Genomic DNA, 21,627 nt, shown 5'->3' with positions numbered 1-21,627 from the left:
TTGCCTATTTTATGCTGAATTAATAGCGATAATGTCAGGCTGAGCGCAGTCGAAGTCCGATTTTGCCAATCAAGAGTTGTCGACTGCGCTCGAACTGACCTAAATTGATAATTTAATATATTACTTTGTATAAAATGTATGTATTTATCTACTGACCGCTGTTGATTGTGTTGTTATTAATGTTCAATTTTGTGTGTATCACGCACACTGCTAAAGGTTAAATCTAGCAGCTTCCAATCATTTGCTTCTTTTTTATAGACTTCGGTTACGGTAAATTCATTAGAAACATCGTTGCCACGAACGTGGGCAGTTAATGTGATTCTATTCCAGAGTACAGCGGTATTGTCTCCAAATACTTCCACAGCGACATCATGAACCGCTGCGTTTTTATACCAAATGCTGCCCGATTCAATAATTTCAAGTTCCTTGTCTTTTTTCCAAGAGCCGCTCATATGTACAAATTTGGATTTGTCGTGGAAAAGCACAGCCAATTTATCCACATCCTTGTCAGCCATCCATTGCCATTTGTTTTTTGATAATTTTAAAAGCTCTTTTTTAATAGTATCAGTATTTTTTAAGGAATCATATTCCGTTTCATTCTCATGTACGGTATCTACTAGTTTCTCTTTCGGGATAATGGACTCCTGTGCAATTGAAAAAGTAGTTCCTATGAGGGCTAAAATAAGGGTGATTCTCTTTATGCTTTTCATAATATTTAGTGTTAGCTATGTTTTAAAATATTTAATTCAATTCTTTTTCTTTAAGCCAGTCATACATTAAATCGGCTATTTGTTGATTGTTTAAATCGGACATTGGGAAGTGCGTGTTGCCTTTAATTCCTATTTCAGGTAATACCACTAAGCTTACATCTCCTCCGGCATCATTAACTGCTTTGGTCCACTTCTTTGCCATACTAAGTGCGGCACGCCATTGATCTTGACCAGGATTTTCGACTTCACTTTCAGGAATGTAATCCCCATAATAGATTACAATGGGGATTTTGGTCAGTTTTTTAAATTCTTCCATCGAAACACCTTTGGCACTTAATGTTCCGCCCACATAAGCGATAGGGTCTGGAATGTCATTGTTAGGAAAAATAAAATTACTACCAGGTTCGTAAGCTACAATACCTTTTATGCGCTCATTCTTTAGAGCGGTACTCCAACCTTGTCCGCCACTGTGGGAATGGGTAACAAGTATTCCTTCCCCAATTTTTTCAAACAATGCGGTAACAGCGTCAATATTGAGATTGATACTTAAAGGTCCCGTATCTGGAGTACTGCGACGGAAAAATTGATTTAGAGCTTCGGGATCCTTCGAAAACTGAATGTCTGGATAAAAATTAACTCCCTCTCCCATTCTAAATATACCGAACCATAGTTGATCCTCGGTTCTTGCCTCAATTGTTTTTGGTGCTGAACTTTGTCCTGCCAGTCCCCTTCTGGGCTGATCTAATAAATATACAGGGAAACGTTTTTTTAGAAAAATACTTTGAAAGCCTTCTCTACCATCTGGGGTGCTTTGCCATGTACGCATAGACTGACCGTAACCATGCCAAAATACTAATGGGAGATTACGTGGTTCTGTAGGAATTTGATATAAAACCGAAGCATGGTCCCCGTGAAGCGTTTGTCCCACATTACTTTGATTTGAAGGATTGAATGCTCCGTGAGCAATAGGGTCAAATTCCCCTGGGCTTTTCTTAACCGTACCGCCAACGGCAAAAGTACCCTGTTGTTGAATAGAGATAACATCATTAGACTTTATAGGTTTTTGAGTTACCTGTTTGCTTTGTTCGGTACAGCCAATAAGAAGTAATGTGCTTCCAAGTACAAATAGATAGTTTAGCTTTATCATGATTTACTTTTTTTTGGGGAATCTTTAATCGATACTTTATATTTTTCTCTTCAAATTCCTAGCTTTTCCTGATGATGGAAAGCTATAATTCAACAACACGCTCCATGTAAAATCGTCATCGGGCAAGATTTGTGTGCTGATTCCTTTGTTTACCACCGCTGTTAAAGAAAAGGGACAATTTCTTTTCGCCAAGGTCAAAAATGCAGAAGTATAATAACCGGTTAATTTGTCTGAAGTAAGATAGTAAACTTGTGGCGTAAAATTCATAAATACAGTTTTTGAAAGGGGTATTTGTGTAAAGGAAGCATTTACTACCAAGAAATTGGTCTCTTTTACACCTTCATCTAGACCACGCCCATATAAATAATATATACCTACGCTAAATCGCTCTGTTATTTTATAATTGGGTACCACTTCTGCGCCTATATATCTTCTTGATTCTAACAGTTCCTCATTCTGCCCATTGCGAATTACATTGACCGTTCTAAAATTGAGTCCAGGGTGTGCGCCTACTCTAAGCGAGAACTTTTCTTTTTCAATTGCCTTATAGCGTAACCAAAACAACATGGTCCATGGTTTGCCTTCTAGTGAAAAGCGCATATCGGGTTCAAAACTTAGCTTTCCCTTGGTAAACTTTAAATCGAACAACAAAGCAGGGTCACCTAAAGAAAAAGAAGGAACCAATGATACGCCATTATGGGTAATACTTGCAGTAGCCCTAAAATCATCTAGAAATTTAGGGTGATTTTCAGAACCACTTTCTTGTGCGTACATGGTTGATAACAAAAGGGACACTACTAACGTAACTACTTTATTCATAAGGGGTTAATTTCTTTCAGAACAAAATTAGGATAAGAAAGAAGGCTGAGTAATACCCAAATAACGGATGTTTATACCATAATTACAGATTTTAAGATCAGGGTTTGACTACATGGTAGTCAATAGGTTATCTTTATTTTAAATTCAATTGGTCGTGAAGAATATTTTAGAGATAAAAACCATTGCAGATTACTTTAAACTGCGAAATTGTGAAGTGCTACATCCGTTGGTGGGTATTGTAGATTTGGACAACGTAAGTAAAAGCGGATACACCAATATGCCTTACGACGGTTTTCATTATAGTTGCTATGCCATCTTCCTAAAAGATGCCGTAGGGTGTAAATTGATGTATGGCGGGAATTCTTATGATTATGATGAGGGTACATTGGTCTTTATGGCGCCTAACCAAACCATTGAATTTGGTGGGTTCGCCCCCGATTATGTACCAAAAGGCTATGCATTACTCTTTCACCCAGACCTGCTATTGGGCACCAACCTGGCTAAAAAGATTCAGGAGTTCAATTTCTTTGCCTACTCTAGCAATGAAGCATTGCATTTATCGGCTAAAGAACGAAAAGTGATTTTGAGTTTGTTGGAAAAAATTCAGTTTGAATTGGAGCAGCCGATAGACAAACACAGCAAGAAACTGATCGTGACCAATATAGAGTTGTTTTTAGATTACTGCCTACGGTTTTACGACCGCCAATTTATTACCCGGGAAGTTGTCAATAAAGGCACTTTAGAAAAGTTTGATACGTTATTGAGGGATTATTTTTTATCAGATAAACCTAAAACTAACGGCTTACCTTCTGTTGGTTATTTCGCAGACCAATTACATCTGTCGTCAAACTACTTTGGAGATTTGGTCAAAAAGGAAACTGGAATATCTGCCCAAGAATATATACAGATAAAACTTATTGATGTGGCAAAAGAAAAAATCTTTGACCCTAACAAATCAGTAAGTGAAATAGCATATGAATTGGGTTTTAAATATCCACAGCATTTTAGTCGTCTATTCAAACAAAAGGTAGGGCATTCGCCTAAAGAATTTAGGGCCTCTATTAATTAATTGAGGTTAAAATCATTCCACACACATTGCTTTCCCTCCTATCGTCGGTCAGTTAATTAGTGTTCCATTACCTTCGAGAAGAAAGTTTAAAGAAAGAAAAAAATCAATGAAAATTTGTAGATACTTTCGCTTTTAATCAAAGCTCAAGTTACATAACGCGGAACATTATAATACAGAATGGATTGAATTAGGGGTTAGCGCATTAAGCGCCATTTGATATTAGATTAATTAATAACTGATCTATTTTGCCACGGTTATGTAAAATTATTGGTTGCACAGTTATCTCTTTAAAGAAAAATGCCCAGTAATACTTGTACCATCTTGGTTAACTATTCGATACCAGTAATCATCCTCTGGCATACGCTTACCATTATACATGCCATTCCATGAACTCTGTTTCTCTAGCGTAGTAATTAGCTTACCATATCTATTAAAAATATAGGTTCTGAAGTCTTGAATAACAACTGATACCAATTCATAAGGTTGCCATGTGTCATAGGCGCCATCCTCATTGGGTGTAAAGAAATTTCTAATCGTTAAGGAAGGTATTTCTAAAGGGGTTTCAGGACTTTTAGAACAAAAGTAACTATCAAAGACAATAGTGTTTTCAACAGAACATCCAAAAGTAATATCTTCAACAAGTACTTTAATAATTTTGATGGTATTAAAATCCATAGATAAAGGATTTGGTAATGGCGATTCTAATATGTTTCCCTCCGCGTCATAATAGGTAATTATTTTATTAGTTTGCCCTTTTAAAATTTGAGAATTTATATTACTGGTATCAAAGATAACTTTGTCCGATGTTTCAGATTGGCAAGATCGTATTGTAGGTATTTCATATGCCATGGTTGTAATGACATTTAGAGGTAAATATAATTCCTTAGAACATAATGTATTCTTATCTACAATTTGTATCTGAATTTCCTCTAAATATTTAACTGAATTTTGATAAGGCTCCTGAATATATTCCGTAATATTAGCTCCTACACTATTAAAATAGGAAATCTCATATTGGTTAGTATTTTCAACTATTGCCATACTTAAATTTGATAGGTCAAAAAATGCATGTCCAGTACCGGATTCATCACATGAATTCAACCCTGAAATTTCATTTAGTTCAATGGGAGGATATGTTTGCAGCACAATCTGTGTTTCCTCATAACAATTTGGGTTGTTCTTGTGCTCTACTCTTACCTTGATGTTTTCCATATATGGAATAAAATTAGCATAGGTTTCGGTTAATGGAGCTTCAATTTGATAACCATTTATATCCTTATAAATGAAATTGTATTGATCTACATTTTCTGTTAATTTTTCTTCAATATCGGCCAAGTTAAAAATGGAGAATCCGTCACCTGAATCATTACAAGCATAGATAATTGGAATAGTATTTAGAACCGGTTTTTGTGTCTGTTGAAACTGGTAAGTATTATATAAGTAGACAGAGCCTGCGCTGGCTATAAAATTACTGTCTTCCGAATCATAGCTATCCCACTTGGCACTAACAAACATATTTTCTTGATGGATGGAAATATTTCCTCCATAGGTGCTGGTATAATTAAGTTTAGGCATTATCATCTGATATTCCTTCCAAAGACCGTCCACATCTCTTTTAAACATATAAACGCGGCCATAGATAGCGGAGAGACTACCTGTAGGATCGTAAAATTTATCTTGACCTCCTACTGCAATCTGATCATTGTATAAGTCTAGGCCGTTGCCAAAATACAACTCCTCCGATAGACTATCCGTAACAGTAAGTTTTTGATGTGGAAACCACTGGTTTTCTATTTTTTTAAATATATATACGGCCCCGGTACCGTTGGCAACATTTGGGATAAGATTGTCATAAGGATAATTTGGATCTTGACCAGAAGAAACGGCAATTGTGCCATTGTCTATTCTAACATTATTACCAAATTTGGTCTGATTTCCTCTATGATCATATGCAACAAGTTTATCAACTTCGTACCATAGATTAGTCAATGGGTTCTTGTTAAAAACATACGCGGCACCTGCAATGTTTCCCTCTCTCGGAGCCCCTATGATCAAATCATCCCCATCTATCTCAACAGAAACACCAAAATGAGCCTGTGGCTTACCGTCACTGGCCGCAATCCGTTGTGCATATAACCAATTACCAGTATTATCCTTGTGGTATATATAAGCAACTCCTTGGGTAAGGGGATACAAATCATGATAGGAGGACCCTACCACACTTCTATTAATGGCCGTAACAACCATATTATTACCTGCGAGGTCAAATTGATACCCAAACCCTTCGTTTTCAATATCAAATGGACTTACAAGTTTTTGTTTATAGATGAATGAATCGTTAGCATCCTTCTCATACACATAAACAACTGCTCCCCTATTTTGAGGGTCACAACCAGAAATTAATAATGTGTTTTCCTTTAAAAAAACCTTTCGTCCAAAATAGCAATAGTTTTGTGGTTCTGGAGAGGAAATTTCTTGATATATGGTCCAGCCATTACAATCGGCTTTCGCCAAATATACTTTTCCGGCATTTTCAAGAGCTTCTACATTTGTGGAAGATGACCCAAAAGCTGCCAGATTATTATATGTAGAAACAGAATTTCCAAAATCATTTTCGGCTGCCCTTATGGGTTCGGTAAATTTGAAATTTAATAACCATTCCTGTGAATATAAAGAACCGAAAACAAGAGTGAAAATAAGTGTAAGTATTAGATTGAATTTCATAATTTACGGAAATACAAACTAATATAATTTCCTTGCCAAATAAGCACTAATCTATTCGGTAAACTACCATGTATTGGGTTACAATGTCATTGAAACAAATGTTAACGGCCGAAAAATTTACTTTATAAATTTCATTATTTAAATATACAATCCCATTCCACACACATTACACTCACCTCCTACCGTCGGCTCGCATAATAAGTGTTCCATTACCTTTTGAGAAGAAAGCTTTTAGAAGAAAAAATTTAAAGAAAAGTGGTAGTAAATACTTTGCTTTTCCAAAGCAAAGTTCCATAACGCAAGACATTATAGAACAATTATAACAAATAAGTGAATAGCACATTTGAGCGCTATTTTATATAGTTGCGTTATAAGTCCTGTAATCTAAAGGAGGATTATTCCTTGATAATTATGTAAAAAAATAAAAACTAATTATTGCTTTTTTATGAGAGAAGTCCATTAAAAAGAAATAATTAATATGTATTAACGCTTTTTCATTGGGGGTAAATCGAAAGCTGTTGCTTCGTGCTCAAAATGATTTCTGTGTGAGCCATCGCAAAAAGGTTTGTTATTAGAAAGTCCGCAACGACATATACCTAACGCTGTTCTACCTTGTAAGTTATATGAATTACCTTGGCTATCTACAATTTCAAAATCTCCTTCTACTTTTACAGACCCATTACTATTTATGGTTAGTTTTGTTTTGCTCATACTATTAAATTCTTCTATTTGATTTTGGTAAAAATAGGAATATAGATTTAATTTTTATCTTGAATACTTAAGAGTTATTAATTTTAAAACAACATATAATTGCTTCTTTTATTTATACTCTTTTTACAATGTAAATTTCACTTTAACTGCTAACTCCCCTATTAACCATAAACCAATTAAATAGTATACTATTATAGTCCAGATGACAATATCTATTCATCAAAATATAAATCAAATATGAAAAATTTATTGAGCTATTTATTTATTTTAATACCTTTTTTAGGATTATGTCAAATGAATAAAAACCATACGGATAAATGGATCGACAAGAATGAAAGCGAAAATTATACGGCGCGGCACGAATGCTCATTTGTGCAAATTGGTGATAAATTTGTATTGTTTGGAGGTCGCGAATCTGCTCAAAAATTAGATATCTAAGATTATAAGAATAACACTTGGAGTACCGGTAGAATGGCGCCCAAAGAGTTTAATCATTTTCAGGCAACGGCCTATGAAGGTTTTATTTGGGTGGTAGCAGCGTTTAAGACCAATAATTTTCCGAGAGAAATTCCTGAAGAACATGTATGGTTATATCACCCACCTACAGACAATTGGATTCAAGGTCCTGAGATTCCTGAAAACAGAAGAAGAGGTGGTGCAGGTTTGGTTATGTACAAAGATAAGTTCTATGTCATTGGTGGTAATACTATTGGTCATGATGGCGGTTATGTCAACTGGTTTGATGAATACGACCCAAAAGCCAATACCTGGACTGTATTAGAAAATGCTTCTCAACAACGGGATCATTTTAGTGCTGCTGTGATCGAAAATAAATTATATGCCGCTGGCGGAAGACAATCTGGTGGCGAAGGCGGAGTGTTTGCACCGTTACCAGCAATAGTTGATACCTATGATTTTGAGGTAAAACGCTGGTCTGTATTATCTGAAAATTTACCGACCCCAAGAGCTGCTCCTGGTATTGTAGTTTATAACGGAGAGCTTTTTGTAATGGGCGGTGAAGGTGAAGAAGCAGGACCAGCTTATAAACTTGTTGAAGCCTATAATCCTAAATCAGGTTTGTGGTCTAAAAAGCAGGATATGAACTATGCTAGACATGGTACTCAGGCAATACTTTCGGGAAATGGAATTCATATAGCAGCGGGATCACCGGTACGTGCCGGTGGAAATCAAAGGAATATGGAGGTGTATGGCGAAGACAACCCAAAAGGGAAAGCACTTGTAGGTTCAAAGCTAAGTGCTAAGTCAGAAGTTGAAATACCAATTGGTACCGATACGACTATATATCTAAAAAATACGGGAGGTAATACGGGCTGCTTTATCAGTACAATAGCACTTACAGGAGATGCTAGAAATCAGTATCAAATTGAGTCAAAAGTTGAACATATTTTGGTACCAACGGGAGAAGAAATGCCTATTGTTATTAAACAGATAGGTAAATCAACGAATCAACAAGCAGGTTTGAAAATTGTCTACAACAGCGATCAAGTGCTTGAGATCAAATTGAAGAGTAAGTGATTTGTTTTAGGTAGCGGTTTAATAATACAATCTGAAATCAAGCAACTTACAGATATTGTAATGTCTTTGGTGTAGCTCTTCTACCACTTCAAACATATCATCATCTTCTTTAAATAAGTTAAAGAAAGCCTTGTCAAGGTTGGCGCTGCTTACTCCGTTAAATGCATTGCCATAACCAGACACAGCTTTTGCATTGGAAATATCTAAAAAAAATTGCGCTTCCTCTTCGTCTAAATCTAGAATTTTTGCGTTGGAGAAGTGTAAAATCTTTCCTTTCAATCGGCCTTCAAATAGCTCTGCAATTTCCTGTAAGGTATAATAGTAATCGTTTAAGCAAATACTGTTGGCTTCACCATGCATTACCAAATAGATGATTTCATAGTCCTTAAAATTGTGATCATCTAAGACCAGGGCATTTAAGCTATCTTCTAATCCTTCAATGGTATCACAGGTTTTGTAAATACTTGCTATGCCATATTTCATGGCCAGTTGCTCCAAGCTTTCTTGAGCTTCGGTAACCTTATCCGTTTCTATATCTTGAACGCCTTCTAAACAATAAATGAAGTTTTCTTCATCTATAAATTGCTCTTGGGGTAATTGATTTCTTTTCTCTAGCAATATGCTGTAATTATATGAACTACAAAATTACTGTAACTGTTTTATTTTTTTTAGTGTTTTAAAATAAAATAGGTGCCAATTATTTTTAACTCTAATGATTAAAAGCAATATATAAAGTTTAGTTTTTCTATTAATTACGCATTACGTATTTACGCCTATAGTTTTGATTTTGTATTGTTTAACATTATTTAATTACATGTGTGATTGTATTTTACACTAACATTTTTTTAATATTTCTAGTTAGATTTAAAATATTGGCTACTTTTAACATTGATTATGAAAAACGGTAAAAACTTTATTACTTCGTTTTTTGTCGCATTGTTTTTATTATTCAATGTGGCATCATTACATGCATTTGCGCATCAAGATGACGATTCAGCTATTCAGCATTGCGAAGTTTGTCATATTTCAATTGCAGTAAATTTTATACCGCTAATTGAAACGGAAACTATTGCCTTACCACCTGTAGATTTTTATTTTACAGAACAAAAAATTAATGATAAAGCGCTGTTTGTTTCTTTAAACAAGCAATATTTATCGAGTTTTCTCTTTACCAGGCCTCCCCCACTATTCACATAGTCCATTTTTTTTACTAACCATTCTAATTACAGAATAGGTGCATCTTGTTTATAAACTAGTTGTACATATTTGACCGTTTTTAGGTCTCTATTTTTTAATTATTTGTATGCGAACATAGTTTGCAAACGGTGGACTTCCCATTCATTCTTTTCGGATATTTCTCAAAATTCTCAAACATCAGTTTACTGTGTAGTACAGTTATAATTGACTGTTTGTAGCATTCACTTTCATAATTAACTCAAACATTTTTTTTATGTTAAAAGCAATAAACATAACAAAGTCGTACGATGGTAAACTTGCATTAAAGATCGTAACTTTTGAAGTTGCCAAAGGCGAAATATTTTGTCTTTTAGGTCAAAATGGAGCAGGTAAAACAACTACAATAAATATCTTTTTAGGCTTCATTAAAATGGATAATGGCCAAGCCTTTATTGGTGATAAAGAAGTAGGTATAGACGAGACCAGTCACCTTACCGCCTATATTCCAGAGACCGTTCAGCTATATGGCAACTTATCTGGAGTTGAAAATCTTGATTTTTTTAGTCGCTTGGCCGGTTTTTCTTATTCCACCTCAGAATTAGAAACTTTTTTAAATAAAACAGGACTTCAATCAGAGGCGCATCAAAGAAGGTTATCTACCTATTCTAAAGGAATGCGTCAAAAAGTAGGAATTGCCATTGCACTTGCCAAAAATGCAGCTGTTATTTTTATGGATGAGCCTACTTCTGGACTAGATCCTAAAGCAACTTCAGAATTCACGAAAATCTGTAAAGAGCTGGCAGAAATGGGCAAAGTTATTTTTATGGCTACCCATGATATTTTTAATGCTGTAGAATTGGCGACGACCATAGGCATTATGAAAGAAGGTTCGCTAGTACAACAAATTAAATCAAGCGATATAGACGCAGGTCAATTAAATCAACTCTACTTAGAAACCATATAAAACATAACACTTTCAATACATATATTCTTCAGATCAATGAAGTAGTAGTTGAAAGTTTCGTGTTACAAAGCACAAAATGAAGTACACACTTATGAAAAACTATATTATAATCTTTCTGATGGCATTTGCATTTAACCTATCATTTGCTCAAATCTCAGTAAAAGGAAAAATTACAAATAATGAGGGGATACCCATTTTTGGGGCAACAATTGCTTACTCTGAAAAAAACATTGAAAAATCTGGCGGAACTATCAGCAATGAAGACGGAACGTATAATTTTGAGCTTTCCAATACAGGAAGTTATCTACTTACTGTAAGTTATATTGGTACTAAAATAACCAGTTTTCAAAAAGAATTTACCCAATTAACGGACTATGATTTAGGAACCTTGGTTCTACAGGAAATTGTAGAGCAATTACAGTCGGTAGAGGTCACTGGTCGTCTTAGAACGGATTACAATAGTGAATATTCATTTTCTGCAACCAAGGTAGCTATCAAAAACAAAGAATTACCGCAAGCAGTGGCTACCGTAACCAAAGAGCTTATTGATGACCGTCTGGCATTTCAATTACCAGATGCCGTAAAAACGGTAAGTAGTGTGTCGGCTACTGGTTTATACAATCATTATAACATTAGAGGGATTACGCAAGCAGATGATGGTCAAATGCTTAATGGTATGCGTACAAGACAGTACTATTTTTTGCAACCTATCACCTCTCATTTAGAACGTGTAGAAGTGATTAAGGGACCTTCCTCTGTAACGTTTTCTAGTGCCGATCCCGGTGGAACTGTAAATATGGTAACGAAAAAGCCATTGACAGAAAAAAGAAGTTCAATAAGCTTTACTGCGGGAAGTTTTGGAACACTTAGAGCAACGGCTGATTTTACAGGACCTTTAAATGACTCTAAAACCCTATTATATCGTTTCAATGCAGCGTTTCAAGAAGCAGATTCTTTTAGGGATGTTGTAAATAACAATGCCATTTTAATTTCACCGTCATTTAGTTATATCCCTAACGAAAATACCTCTTTAAATGTAGAAATGATTTATAATAACGCCGAAGGAAACCTAGATAGAGGTCAGCCAATTTTTGGTGCCATTAATGGTGAGTACGATTTGAATAGTACGCCTATTTCTAGAAATGTTGGTGCATCTAATGATCATTACAAAACTAAGGAGCTCATATTCATGGCAAACTTTGGTCATAAGTTTACGGAGAACTTTGGTTTCAATGCCCAGTTCATGAAACAAACCTGGAACGAAGATTTAGCTGAGCATAGAGTTGATGGCACTGCAGTAGATATAGATGGTAATGTGATACCTACCTTGGCACGAATGCGATATGACCAGAGACAACAATTTTGGGAAACGGATAACTTTAGTACCTACTTTAATTATGATATAAAAAAGGGGAACATCACTAATAAAATTTTAGTGGGATATGATGCTACCCGATGGGAAAGACAAATAGGAGCTGGTTTTCTACGTGCCAGAAGATATTTGACCGTAAGTGGCGGACAGGCTAATTACGACCCTAGTAATCCAGATAATTTTCAACAAATGGCTGTAGATGGGGTAACTATGCCAGTACCGGCGGTTCCGCATTTTAATTTGGAAAATCCTTTCAACGGAGCTAGAAATACCAATAGTTATAACCTTGCAGAATTATTTATACCTGCAAACTTAAACACCTCTAATGGTATCTATATTCAAAACCAGTTCAAGGTCGGTAAATTTTCAGCATTGTTAAACTTACGATATGAGTGGTTTACAGATATTTTCAACTATAAGGTTGATGAAGAAGAATTTACCACAAGTGCATTGGTACCTAGAATTGGCCTTACCTATGAGGTAACCAAAAATATTAGTGCCTATGCTACGTATTTAGAAGGCTTTCAGCCACATACCAACACGGTATCCTTGTCTCCTACAGCAGAAGGATTCTTTTGGTCGGCTTCACCAAGTAGATTTGATCCTTTAGAAAGTAGCTTAACGGAAATAGGTGCTAAAGGAGAATTCTTAAAAGGCAAGTTATTCGCCAATCTTGCAATTTTTAATGTTACCCAAAAAAACCTCTTGCTCGGTGATACGTATGACCTGGATAACTTAACAACAAGGGGCGAGCAAAGAAGTAGAGGTTTTGAAACCGATATTTCTGGGTACCTGTTGTCTAATTTACAATTAACGATGTCATATGCTTTTACAGATGCTACAATTGAAGAAGATGCTATTGAGGAATATATAGGAGAGCGCATTGGTGGTGCTCCAAAGCATAATGCAAATGTTTGGGGTAGGTATGATTTTCATTCCAATACCATTCTAAAAGGTATTGGCTTTGGTTTAGGTGCGCAATATGTAGATGAGAGATATACGTGGTATAACCCAACATATGACACTGGCAGAGTATTATTACCTGCATATACAATTTTTGATGGTGCTCTTTATTACAAGCCTAATAATACCGGCATACAGTTAACCTTAAAGGCGAACAACCTATTTAATGAAACGTATTGGTTAGGTGGTCTAAATCCTTCACGTTTAGGTCCGGGCGCCCCTAGAAATGTTTTATTAAACGCAACCTATAAATTCTAGAGATGAGAAAAAATGTAATCTTTTTGTTGGCACACCAACTGTGCAAAGATGTTTTTAGATCTAAGGTCATGGTAGTGGCTTTGGGTTTAATGATCTTACTAGTTTGTTTTTCTGGCTACAGCGGTTGGGAAAATTACCATGATCAGAACTATGCACGAGATGCAATTCAAGATGAAGTGCAAGAAAGTTGGGAAAACAATCCAGATAAGCACCCGCATAGAATGGCACATTACGGTTCCTTTGCGCTTAGAATAAAACATATACTAAGTGTTTTTGATCTGGGAATGGAAAATTTTGTTGGAAACGCCGTATTTCTAGAAGCACATAAACAGAATACGGTCAATTTTTCTGAAGCTAGTATGTCTACCGGGCTTTTACGTTTTGGCGAAGTAAGTTTGGCAATGCTTTTAAAAGTGATTGTACCCTTACTGATTTTTTATCTTGGGTTTGCAACAATTGCCGAAGAACGAGAAAATGGTACCTTAAAATTATTGATTGGTCAAGGTATTACCAGAAAAGAAATTGTTTGTGGTAAGTGGCTTGGTCTTTACAATTTATCTCTAATTTTTCTAATACCCATATTTCTTATTTTATTATGCTTTGTACTGTTTGGTACTCATGACACCAGTTCAGGTACAAGTTTAATGAGATACGGAGTACTATTACTTTCCTATGTGTTGTTTTTTGGAATTCTTAGTGCAATTACAATTTTAGTATCGGCTTTTAGTGCTACAGCTAAGAGTGCATTGGTGAAGCTCTTGGGCGTTTGGTTGCTATTTGTAATTATAGTTCCAAAATCATTACAGGCAATTGGGTACTACCTATACCCTACTCCTTCTAAGATTGAAATGGAAACGGCTGTAGAACATGATCTTTCATTGCAAGGCGATAGTCATAATCCAGATGATGCACATTTTAAAGCCATAAAAGATTCAGTTCTTTTGGCTAATAACGTGAGTTCTACAAATGACCTTCCTTTTAATTATGGTGGTTTTATAATGGCCAAGGGAGAAACCTTAAGTACTAAAATATACTTGGAACATCAAGACAGATTGTATAAGGTTTATGCCAAGCAGAATAATTTAGAACGCTATTCTGCATTTATAAACCCCTATACCGCTATTAAAAATATATCCATGGCTTTCTCTGGAACAGATTTTCAATCCTTTCTTCATTTTAAGGATATGGCAGAAACGTATCGCTATAATCTAGCACAAGAAATGAATCAGTTGCAAATGGAATTTATACCAAATAGTGGAAAAGCCGGACCTAATACTATTTCTAGTGATTTTTGGAAAGAATTTCCACCTTTTCAATATCAATTTATGAGTATTCGTAAGGTCTTTCAAAATGAATTGATTTCCATACTAGCCTTACTGTTTTGGGGATTCATATTGTTTTATGGCCTGTTTAAATTATCTAATAACTTAAAAGCAATTTAGATGTATCGATTATTATTTAAATCATTTTTTAGAACAAAGATATTTTTGGTAGGTCTAATATTATTAATGACCGTTGGGGTCATTGGTATTTTAATAGGCAAACAATACCTGGTAAAACAGGAAAAAACAATTAGTGCCGCTCAAGAATTTCAGGAAGAAAGTATCAAGAGAAATATAAATTATCATAAAGATGATTTGGGTTTACTCTTATATTACCTGCGCTTTACGCTAATAAAAAAACCAGCGAATATTAGCGCAATTTCAATTGGTCAGAGCGATGTTAATCCTCTTATGCAAGCGGTGACCATTAGGGGTTTAGAAGGGCAAAAATATGATACCGATTTTGAAAATCCATCATTACTTATGTCAGGTAATTTAGATTTAAGTTTCGTTATTATATATCTATTTCCTTTGGTATTAATAGCCATGACTTTTAATTTGTATTCAGAAGAAAAAGAACTGGGCACGTGGCGAATATTGGCGTCGCAAACCGCTAAAAGAGCTAATTTTTTGCTCAAAAAATTAGTGGTAAGAATACTTTTTGTCTTTACGGTTCTAATTGTATTGCTGTTTATGGCAAGTGCTATTCTTGATATACCAATGAATCAAAATTTCTGGGCGTTATTTCTTCAAAGCCTTTTGTATATAACGTTTTGGAGCGTATTATGCCTATGGATGATTTCTTTGCAAAAAAAATCAAGTTTTAATGCATTGGCTTTAATCTCTATTTGGGTGGTACTGACAATTTTAATTCCGGCGATGGTAAATAGTTATGTAATAAACAAATATCAAGTGCCCGAAGCCTTACACGCGATGGTAGAACAGCGCGATGGGTATCATGAAAAATGGGATTTGGAAAAGGATGTTACCATGACCGGATTTTATGAAGCTTATCCCCAATATAAAAACTACCAAGTGCCCCAAGATAAATTTAGTTGGATCTGGTATTATGGTATGCAACATATGGGTGATTTGGCGGCAAAGGAAACAAGCGCACAAATGACCGAAAAAATAATGCTCCGTAATAATTTAAGTGAGAAGTTTGCACTCTTTGTACCTACAATGCACGCTCAACTTAGTTTTAATACGCTAGCTGGTACGGATATGATTAGCCACATAAATTTCTTAAAAGCCTTAACGGAGTTTCATGAAAATCTACGTTTAGGTTTTTACACTAAAATTTTTGACAATAAAACGGCAGACGCTGTAAATTGGCAAGAACACGAAGCTAAATACTATGCTATTAACCGTGATTTTAATTGGTTTTATATAATACTACCTACGTTGATGGTTACTTTGGTCATTGGAGTATTTGGCATGTGGAACCTTCAAAAATTATAAAAAAGATTAGGGCTAGATAACAACTCTAGCCCTAATATATTTAGTGAAAAAAGTCATTGTAAATAGTAAATTTATTTTTTCAATTTCAACTTTAAATCAGAAATATACATTTATACATCCGTAACTTTGCCAACTTAAATACTACAACATTTACATCAAAAAATATGGACATGATTATTCCTAAATTACATTACATACCAAAAGGAAATTCACCAAAAGAGGTATTGGAAAATATACAAAAGGCGTGTACTTCGGGTATAGAATTGGTGCAGTTAGGTTTAGAAGATGTATCAGAAAAGAAGTTTTTAAAAATAGCCGAAGAAGCTAGAGAGATCACTTCACATTTTCAGACGCGGTTGATCATTGAGAATCAGTTTAAGATTGCACATACCATTAAAGCAGATGGTGTTGTATTAGATAAAACAGCTACCTCCCCTACCGAAGTACGAAAACTGCTATACACTTGGCAAATGATTGGTGGTACGGCAAACACCTTACAAGACGCAGAAACACTATTGACCAAAGAAGTTGATTATATCAATTTAGGTCCGTTTAAAGCAAATATCAACGAAGAAGATAAGAGTCCGGTTTTGGGTTTAAATGGGTACATGTTACTAGTAGAAGCTTTAAAAACTGAAACCCCAATTATTGCTTTTGGTGGTATTACTACGGCAGATGTGAAAGGGTTATTAGAAGCAGGAGTATCTGGCATTGCGGTATCAGAAGAAATTACCAGCAATTTTGATAGTATAAAGACATTTCACCAATTACTGCAAGCATCTTCAACTGCAGAACAACGACATACTTTTGAATAAAAAATAGCGCTAAAAAGCGCTATGGTATATGTTTATGATATAAGTAAGTTCAATGCAGTCATGCAAAATTACATAACAGTACCGTTGTCTAACCAACGTTGTAATAAGGCATCATTATGAGAAATGGCTACGAGATGAAATTTGGTGAAACGATTAAAAACGCGTGATTCTTTAAAAGTTTCCATACAAACAGACACCGGGTTAAGATAGTTGGAGTGTATTAAGAAAAGTTCGCCCTCCCGTTTTAAAAGATAGCCCACATGCCCTTCATCAAAACCTATAAAATAAAGTCCCTCTTGGGTTAATGTATCTATTTCTTCAAACGCTTTTTCATGGGTTTCTTGTTCCACTTGAGTAATTATCGAACCACAACTGATCATTTTAGCCTCGTCTATGGGCGATTTTTGAGCCAATTTATAACGGTTGATATTAATTCCCATATCTCGCAGAGTGGTTGAAATAAAATAACCACATGCAATTTTACCTTCATTAGGCGTAGCAGTATGTCCGCCAAAACTCCACGGAGTACCATACCAGTGCGGTATAATTTTATCTACCAGTTGATCGGCAAAAGCTGTTTTAATATGATCGATAGAAATAGTACCTGCCCGTAAATCTTCTTTTAAGCGCAACCGAAGTTGATGGGCATCTTCTTTAGTACTGGCATAAGAATCAGCGATAGAATCTGATGTTATGTTGAGCACGAGTGTTTTTTCTTCCTTAAAATTAGTTGATTTCGATACAGGTGAAATTCTTACAGCAGCAGTACTATGATGCATCACCCTATTTGTTTTAGGTGAGATATCATTAGAAAAGCCTAAAGAAAGAAGTATCGAAAAAAGAAACATAGGTTACAATAGATTTAGGGATAAGATACTATGATTAGAACGTATTAGTACTGAGTAAATTACATATAAAAAGTTAAAGTTTTATGATGCTTTTTATGCGTTGGCTAAACGCTTAGGTTCACTGCCCACCAGACATCATAATCTCTAGGCACTAGTGGTCTGTAACTCTGAAAACCCTGATCCGCAATCCGGAGTCCGGTAATTACACCTTTGTCATCACGTACATAGTTTATGAAAATAAACGAATGTCCGTAAGGATCTAGTTTTGCAACATCGGCACCTTGTACCACCTCTATAAAATCTTCTTTATACCGCCAGACTTGCATAAGGGCACCCGGTTTTAATTTTCCGCCCCAAATACCGGTAGAATCGACTAAAGTTCCCATACCGGCGTAGGTAATAGCACCCGCATTACCTTTGCCCCTATAATTTTCGGGAAGGCTTTGCCAGCTTTTATCTGGTTTAGAAGCAGTCACATAAAGCAAGTTAAATACCTGTTTAGAAGTATATGTAGCCGTAGCCATACTATCGGGAAAATCTTGATAAGGCAAATGACCGTGCACTTCTTTGTATGCCTTTTCAAACCGAGTTTTACTTACGGTAAGGCAATGTCCGCCAGGCTCTTTAATTTCGCTATTCAGATAATTTTGAACAATTCTATCCGCTACGGGACTATCGCTATTAAACTTAACCTCCTCAGAACTACTACTTAGTTGAGTATTACTATGCTCTTGTAGAAGCGAATCTTTATGATGGATCGTTGATTCTGTTTGGGGTGGTGTTAGACTGATGTATGAATGATCATCTAAACCCAAATTTTGAATAAAAGGCTTTGCTTTAACAGTTTCGTTTTGTGTTTGTATGATAGTAGGTTCAGCATTAGAACTGTTTGTGTTCTGATTTTTTGTTTTGGTAGACGTACAACCCAAAAAGATAAAAACGATATAGAGATATGATTTCTTTAGCAACATTTTAAATGGGATGTGCTTCATATGAAAAGCTTGTATGCACGTTTTATTGATTTAACCAGCTAAACTCTAAATAGCTATTTATAGTAGTACTTTTAAAAACTAGCACCAGTATAAAGGTAACATAATTACGCCCTTATATCAAGTGAAACGGTTTCAATGCTGGATGAACCAATACTAATTTGACGCTGTTATTTTAGTCCTAATATTCGCTTAAAAGTACGTACCTCACAGGTATAAAATTTGATAAGGATTTTCTGAAGGTTGAATTTTTTAGCTACAGTATTCATTATGTCTTATTTGTTTATTTATGCTATTAGTATAGCAATACGTCATATTATCACACAAAACAGCAAATAAATCAATCTCACGTAGGAATGGGTGTTTAATAATTTGGCTGAGAAGTACTTACTAAGAATACTTTTAACTGAAGAAGAACGCCGTTTTTTAAGAATAACTAGTTGTAACTACTGAGCGGGTTTAAAAATAGCTTTCCACTGAAATGCTAAATAGATTACGGCACCAAGTAGAAAAGAATCAAGGAAATAAGCCCCTGTAATCTGAAAAACTTCTAAATAGGTAAACACACTAATCAACGAACTTAACACCCAGCTAATTAGAGCTGAGGGTTCCCACTTGGCTATGTCGTCTAAGTTATAGCGCTGTCTTTTAATCCAAAAGAAATGAATAAAATAAATGGAAGAAATAGAGGGAGCTAAAATGCCCAAAAACTCCAGAAATTCGAAAAGATAGGTAGCAAAACCGAACAAGGCTAAAAGGGTGCCAAATATGCTAGATACGATAACCACGTTTTTAAAGGTCCATTTTTTATTAATGGTTGAAAAAGTTAAGCTAGCCGAATACAGATTAGTTGCATTGGTACTCCATGTGGAAATAAACAACAGTAAAAAGGCAGGAATTACCATGTTGAATTCCTCCATTATTTTAATGATATCTACCTCGCCGGTTTGTATTGAGGGTACGGCACTAAGAAAATAAGCCAACGGCGTACCAATTGTTAAACCTAATACCGAAGCCAAACTTTGCTTATCCGTTTTAACGAATCTAGAGAAATCTGCCATTAAAACGGGGAACAATATAGCGGCACCCACTAAAATAGAAGTAGCCTTAAAAAGTGTCATTCCATTTTCTTCAGGTACAAAGTCAAAAAGTGATGAGAAACTTTCTAATTCCGCAACGGACAAGTAAAAGATATAACCTAAAAAAGCAGTTAAAATAGGGATCGATATATTAGCCACTTTTTCAATGCTACGGATACCGTATACCGTAGTAATGGTTATGAAGAGACTGGTTACAATAATGATAAGCTCTTTTGATACGGAAAAGCTAAAGGTACTTGCTGCGGTATCGAATATGGCAATAGCCAAAAGTTCTAATGCCACTGCGAACCAACCGACCAAAGTAACTCCAAAGATAAAATTGACAATTTTGGCTCCGTATTCTCCAAAACTAAAATGAAGAATCATGTAAGTGGATAGCCTAGAGCGATTACCAATTAAAGTGGTAGCCATGCACATAAGCGTCAATACCAACGTAGAAATACCAAAAGCGATCAGGGCTTTTTCAAAACCTAAGCTTAAGGCAATTTCAGAGCCCAAGAACAAGGTTGAAACCGAGAGTCCGGTACTTGCAATTATCAACGCAACAACCCAACCGGACACGAAGTCTTTGGGCTGTACTTTGGTTGTTGCGTATTGATCTTCTGTGCTAGACATTTGTGGCGCTTAATAAGCTCTCTGCTAAAGGTCTTAATTCTTCATGACATACTTCGCCATTATCGGTAATTTGTATGTCATCAAAATAAATACTGGTTTTGGCAACAACACCATCAAAATGCGATTTTGCCATCTGTCCGAAAGGCGGCATATCCATAGCACTAGTATGTCCGAAGCCAAAATCTACACCGCCCCATATTCGTTCATCTTCTACCAACTCGCCCGTAATTGCATGTACTTTGGGGTTTAAGCCTAGCATATTATGAGAGACTTTATACATATTTTCATCATCCCATGAAGAAAGGTATTCCTTGAATTGGGCAGCGCCCTCCCCTGCTACCTCAGTGATTACACCGTCTCTCATTACAAATTCTACTTTGTTATAAAGCTCTGCATGCTGTAAGTAATCGAACACGATACGACCATTCATACTATTTAATTTAGGCACAATATTCACAAAACCTGGAGCCGTACCAAATTTTGGGATGGAGAAATCACCGTCATCATAATCAAACGTATAATTAGTATCTATATCGTAAGAAACATCAGTTCCGTTTGTACTGGTAATACGAACTGTTTTACATTTTTTTGCCATGTTGGTCAACGGTAGCAATAGCTTTTTTAAATCGGTAATTTTATAGCCTGTAAATACCCGGTCAAGTGAATCTATAGTGCTTTCTGCAATAATCAAGTAGCGAAGCTTTTTATTATCCCTCATGGCAGTTTCCCAAATATCGGAATATAGAATAACGACAGAATTTGCCTCGATCCAAACATCAGCTTTAAGCAATGCAGCCGTTAACGCTTCTGAAGGCCAATCTACCATACCCGCCTGACCATCTTTTTTTGCCTGTGGAATATACATGACCAATGGAAATGCACCTGCGTTCATTGCAGCTTGAGCCATGGCGTCTATTGTTTCTCTATCTGTTCCTAGATCGGAAGTAATGGCTACGGTTTCCCCAGCTTTTACTTGAAACATATCTTCCATTAGTATTCTTGAAAAACGAGCTCTTTTAGTTTCCATA

The 21,627-nt window shown here is 35.6% G+C and carries 19 protein-coding genes; 9 read left to right on the top strand and 10 right to left on the bottom strand.

Going from position 1 to position 21,627, the window contains the following annotated elements; genetic code table 11:
* Positions 1-176: 176 nt before the first annotated feature.
* Genes BM296_RS10950 through BM296_RS10940 form a run of 3 tightly spaced genes read right to left on the bottom strand, consistent with a single transcriptional unit; the run spans position 177 to position 2,676 of the window.
* Positions 177-710, bottom strand: coding sequence for a nuclear transport factor 2 family protein (locus BM296_RS10950; RefSeq protein WP_091903097.1), 534 nt, complete (start codon positions 708-710; stop codon positions 177-179).
* A gap of 31 nt (positions 711-741) precedes the next feature.
* A complete protein-coding gene (locus BM296_RS10945) occupies positions 742-1,857 on the bottom strand; it encodes an alpha/beta hydrolase (RefSeq protein ID WP_091903096.1) in 1,116 nt (371 codons plus the stop codon).
* 36 nt (positions 1,858-1,893) lie between these two features.
* Positions 1,894-2,676 (bottom strand): hypothetical protein, encoded by a 783-nt coding sequence (locus tag BM296_RS10940; protein WP_073244545.1) that lies wholly within the window; start codon positions 2,674-2,676, stop codon positions 1,894-1,896.
* 154 nt (positions 2,677-2,830) lie between these two features.
* On the opposite strand from BM296_RS10940, the gene BM296_RS10935 reads away from it, so the two are divergent.
* Complete coding sequence (locus BM296_RS10935; protein WP_091903094.1) at positions 2,831-3,745, top strand: helix-turn-helix domain-containing protein; 915 nt, start codon at positions 2,831-2,833, stop codon at positions 3,743-3,745.
* A 279-nt stretch (positions 3,746-4,024) separates the two neighbouring features.
* Here BM296_RS10935 and BM296_RS10930 read toward each other — a convergent pair whose 3' ends face one another.
* Entirely contained in the window at positions 4,025-6,469 is a 2,445-nt protein-coding gene (locus BM296_RS10930) for a T9SS type B sorting domain-containing protein (protein WP_091903093.1), read from the bottom strand.
* A 483-nt stretch (positions 6,470-6,952) separates the two neighbouring features.
* Positions 6,953-7,180, bottom strand: a complete 228-nt coding sequence (locus BM296_RS10925; RefSeq protein ID WP_091903092.1) for a CDGSH iron-sulfur domain-containing protein — start codon at positions 7,178-7,180, stop codon at positions 6,953-6,955.
* 237 nt (positions 7,181-7,417) lie between these two features.
* Between BM296_RS10925 and BM296_RS19310 the strand changes: the two genes are divergently transcribed.
* Positions 7,418-7,618, top strand: coding sequence for a hypothetical protein (locus BM296_RS19310; protein WP_143099065.1), 201 nt, complete (start codon positions 7,418-7,420; stop codon positions 7,616-7,618).
* Between the two features lie 33 nt (positions 7,619-7,651).
* Complete coding sequence (locus BM296_RS10920) at positions 7,652-8,716, top strand: Kelch repeat-containing protein (RefSeq protein ID WP_091903091.1); 1,065 nt, start codon at positions 7,652-7,654, stop codon at positions 8,714-8,716.
* An 18-nt stretch (positions 8,717-8,734) separates the two neighbouring features.
* Here the strand turns inward: BM296_RS10920 and BM296_RS10915 are convergent, their stop codons facing one another.
* Positions 8,735-9,334 (bottom strand): DUF6642 family protein, encoded by a 600-nt coding sequence (locus tag BM296_RS10915; RefSeq protein ID WP_091903090.1) that lies wholly within the window; start codon positions 9,332-9,334, stop codon positions 8,735-8,737.
* Between the two features lie 276 nt (positions 9,335-9,610).
* On the opposite strand from BM296_RS10915, the gene BM296_RS10910 reads away from it, so the two are divergent.
* The 6 genes from BM296_RS10910 to BM296_RS10885 all read left to right on the top strand — a co-directional run bounded on the left by BM296_RS10910 (position 9,611) and on the right by BM296_RS10885 (position 17,047).
* Positions 9,611-9,913 (top strand): hypothetical protein, encoded by a 303-nt coding sequence (locus BM296_RS10910; RefSeq protein WP_091903089.1) that lies wholly within the window; start codon positions 9,611-9,613, stop codon positions 9,911-9,913.
* 253 nt (positions 9,914-10,166) lie between these two features.
* Positions 10,167-10,856: an ABC transporter ATP-binding protein gene (locus tag BM296_RS10905; protein ID WP_091903088.1), complete on the top strand. Its 690-nt coding sequence runs from the start codon at positions 10,167-10,169 to the stop codon at positions 10,854-10,856.
* Between the two features lie 91 nt (positions 10,857-10,947).
* Positions 10,948-13,449: a TonB-dependent siderophore receptor gene (locus tag BM296_RS10900; RefSeq protein WP_091903087.1), complete on the top strand. Its 2,502-nt coding sequence runs from the start codon at positions 10,948-10,950 to the stop codon at positions 13,447-13,449.
* Between the two features lie 2 nt (positions 13,450-13,451).
* Positions 13,452-14,891 (top strand): ABC transporter permease, encoded by a 1,440-nt coding sequence (locus tag BM296_RS10895; RefSeq protein WP_091903086.1) that lies wholly within the window; start codon positions 13,452-13,454, stop codon positions 14,889-14,891.
* Entirely contained in the window at positions 14,892-16,232 is a 1,341-nt protein-coding gene (locus BM296_RS10890) for a DUF3526 domain-containing protein (protein WP_091903085.1), read from the top strand.
* A 170-nt stretch (positions 16,233-16,402) separates the two neighbouring features.
* Positions 16,403-17,047 carry a thiamine phosphate synthase gene (locus BM296_RS10885; RefSeq protein WP_091903769.1) on the top strand — a complete coding sequence of 215 codons (645 nt, stop codon included), beginning with the start codon at positions 16,403-16,405 and terminating at the stop codon, positions 17,045-17,047.
* A 68-nt stretch (positions 17,048-17,115) separates the two neighbouring features.
* On the opposite strand, the gene BM296_RS10880 is transcribed toward BM296_RS10885, so the two are convergent.
* From BM296_RS10880 to BM296_RS10865, 4 genes are all read right to left on the bottom strand, one after another.
* The gene (locus BM296_RS10880; RefSeq protein WP_143099064.1) at positions 17,116-17,895 is read right to left on the bottom strand and encodes a hypothetical protein; all 780 of its coding nucleotides are present in this window, start codon (positions 17,893-17,895) and stop codon (positions 17,116-17,118) included.
* 104 nt (positions 17,896-17,999) lie between these two features.
* A complete protein-coding gene (locus tag BM296_RS10875) occupies positions 18,000-18,887 on the bottom strand; it encodes a hypothetical protein (RefSeq protein ID WP_143099063.1) in 888 nt (295 codons plus the stop codon).
* 443 nt (positions 18,888-19,330) lie between these two features.
* The gene (locus BM296_RS10870) at positions 19,331-20,599 is read right to left on the bottom strand and encodes a purine-cytosine permease family protein (protein ID WP_091903082.1); all 1,269 of its coding nucleotides are present in this window, start codon (positions 20,597-20,599) and stop codon (positions 19,331-19,333) included.
* Positions 20,592-21,626 carry a 2,5-dihydroxypyridine 5,6-dioxygenase NicX family protein gene (locus BM296_RS10865; protein WP_091903081.1) on the bottom strand — a complete coding sequence of 345 codons (1,035 nt, stop codon included), beginning with the start codon at positions 21,624-21,626 and terminating at the stop codon, positions 20,592-20,594. Before BM296_RS10865 ends, BM296_RS10870 begins: the two co-directional genes overlap by 8 nt.
* Between the last annotated feature and the right edge of the window lies 1 nt (position 21,627).

Source organism: Maribacter stanieri, assembly GCF_900112245.1.
GTDB classification, from domain to species: domain Bacteria; phylum Bacteroidota; class Bacteroidia; order Flavobacteriales; family Flavobacteriaceae; genus Maribacter; species Maribacter stanieri.
Note: the sequence above shows the minus strand (reverse complement) of the source record. Positions and strands in the feature narration are given on the sequence as shown.

Coding starts and splice junctions, on each gene's coding strand:
- BM296_RS10950 (WP_091903097.1), bottom strand. CDS start 710: ATGAAAAGCATAAAGAGAATCACCCTTATTTTAGCCCTCATAGGAACT.
- BM296_RS10945 (WP_091903096.1), bottom strand. CDS start 1,857: ATGATAAAGCTAAACTATCTATTTGTACTTGGAAGCACATTACTTCTT.
- BM296_RS10940 (WP_073244545.1), bottom strand. CDS start 2,676: ATGAATAAAGTAGTTACGTTAGTAGTGTCCCTTTTGTTATCAACCATG.
- BM296_RS10930 (WP_091903093.1), bottom strand. CDS start 6,469: ATGAAATTCAATCTAATACTTACACTTATTTTCACTCTTGTTTTCGGT.
- BM296_RS10925 (WP_091903092.1), bottom strand. CDS start 7,180: ATGAGCAAAACAAAACTAACCATAAATAGTAATGGGTCTGTAAAAGTA.
- BM296_RS19310 (WP_143099065.1), top strand. CDS start 7,418: ATGAAAAATTTATTGAGCTATTTATTTATTTTAATACCTTTTTTAGGA.
- BM296_RS10920 (WP_091903091.1), top strand. CDS start 7,652: ATGGCGCCCAAAGAGTTTAATCATTTTCAGGCAACGGCCTATGAAGGT.
- BM296_RS10910 (WP_091903089.1), top strand. CDS start 9,611: ATGAAAAACGGTAAAAACTTTATTACTTCGTTTTTTGTCGCATTGTTT.
- BM296_RS10905 (WP_091903088.1), top strand. CDS start 10,167: ATGTTAAAAGCAATAAACATAACAAAGTCGTACGATGGTAAACTTGCA.
- BM296_RS10900 (WP_091903087.1), top strand. CDS start 10,948: ATGAAAAACTATATTATAATCTTTCTGATGGCATTTGCATTTAACCTA.
- BM296_RS10895 (WP_091903086.1), top strand. CDS start 13,452: ATGAGAAAAAATGTAATCTTTTTGTTGGCACACCAACTGTGCAAAGAT.
- BM296_RS10890 (WP_091903085.1), top strand. CDS start 14,892: ATGTATCGATTATTATTTAAATCATTTTTTAGAACAAAGATATTTTTG.
- BM296_RS10885 (WP_091903769.1), top strand. CDS start 16,403: ATGATTATTCCTAAATTACATTACATACCAAAAGGAAATTCACCAAAA.
- BM296_RS10880 (WP_143099064.1), bottom strand. CDS start 17,895: ATGTTTCTTTTTTCGATACTTCTTTCTTTAGGCTTTTCTAATGATATC.
- BM296_RS10875 (WP_143099063.1), bottom strand. CDS start 18,887: ATGAAGCACATCCCATTTAAAATGTTGCTAAAGAAATCATATCTCTAT.
- BM296_RS10870 (WP_091903082.1), bottom strand. CDS start 20,599: ATGTCTAGCACAGAAGATCAATACGCAACAACCAAAGTACAGCCCAAA.
- BM296_RS10865 (WP_091903081.1), bottom strand. CDS start 21,626: ATGGAAACTAAAAGAGCTCGTTTTTCAAGAATACTAATGGAAGATATG.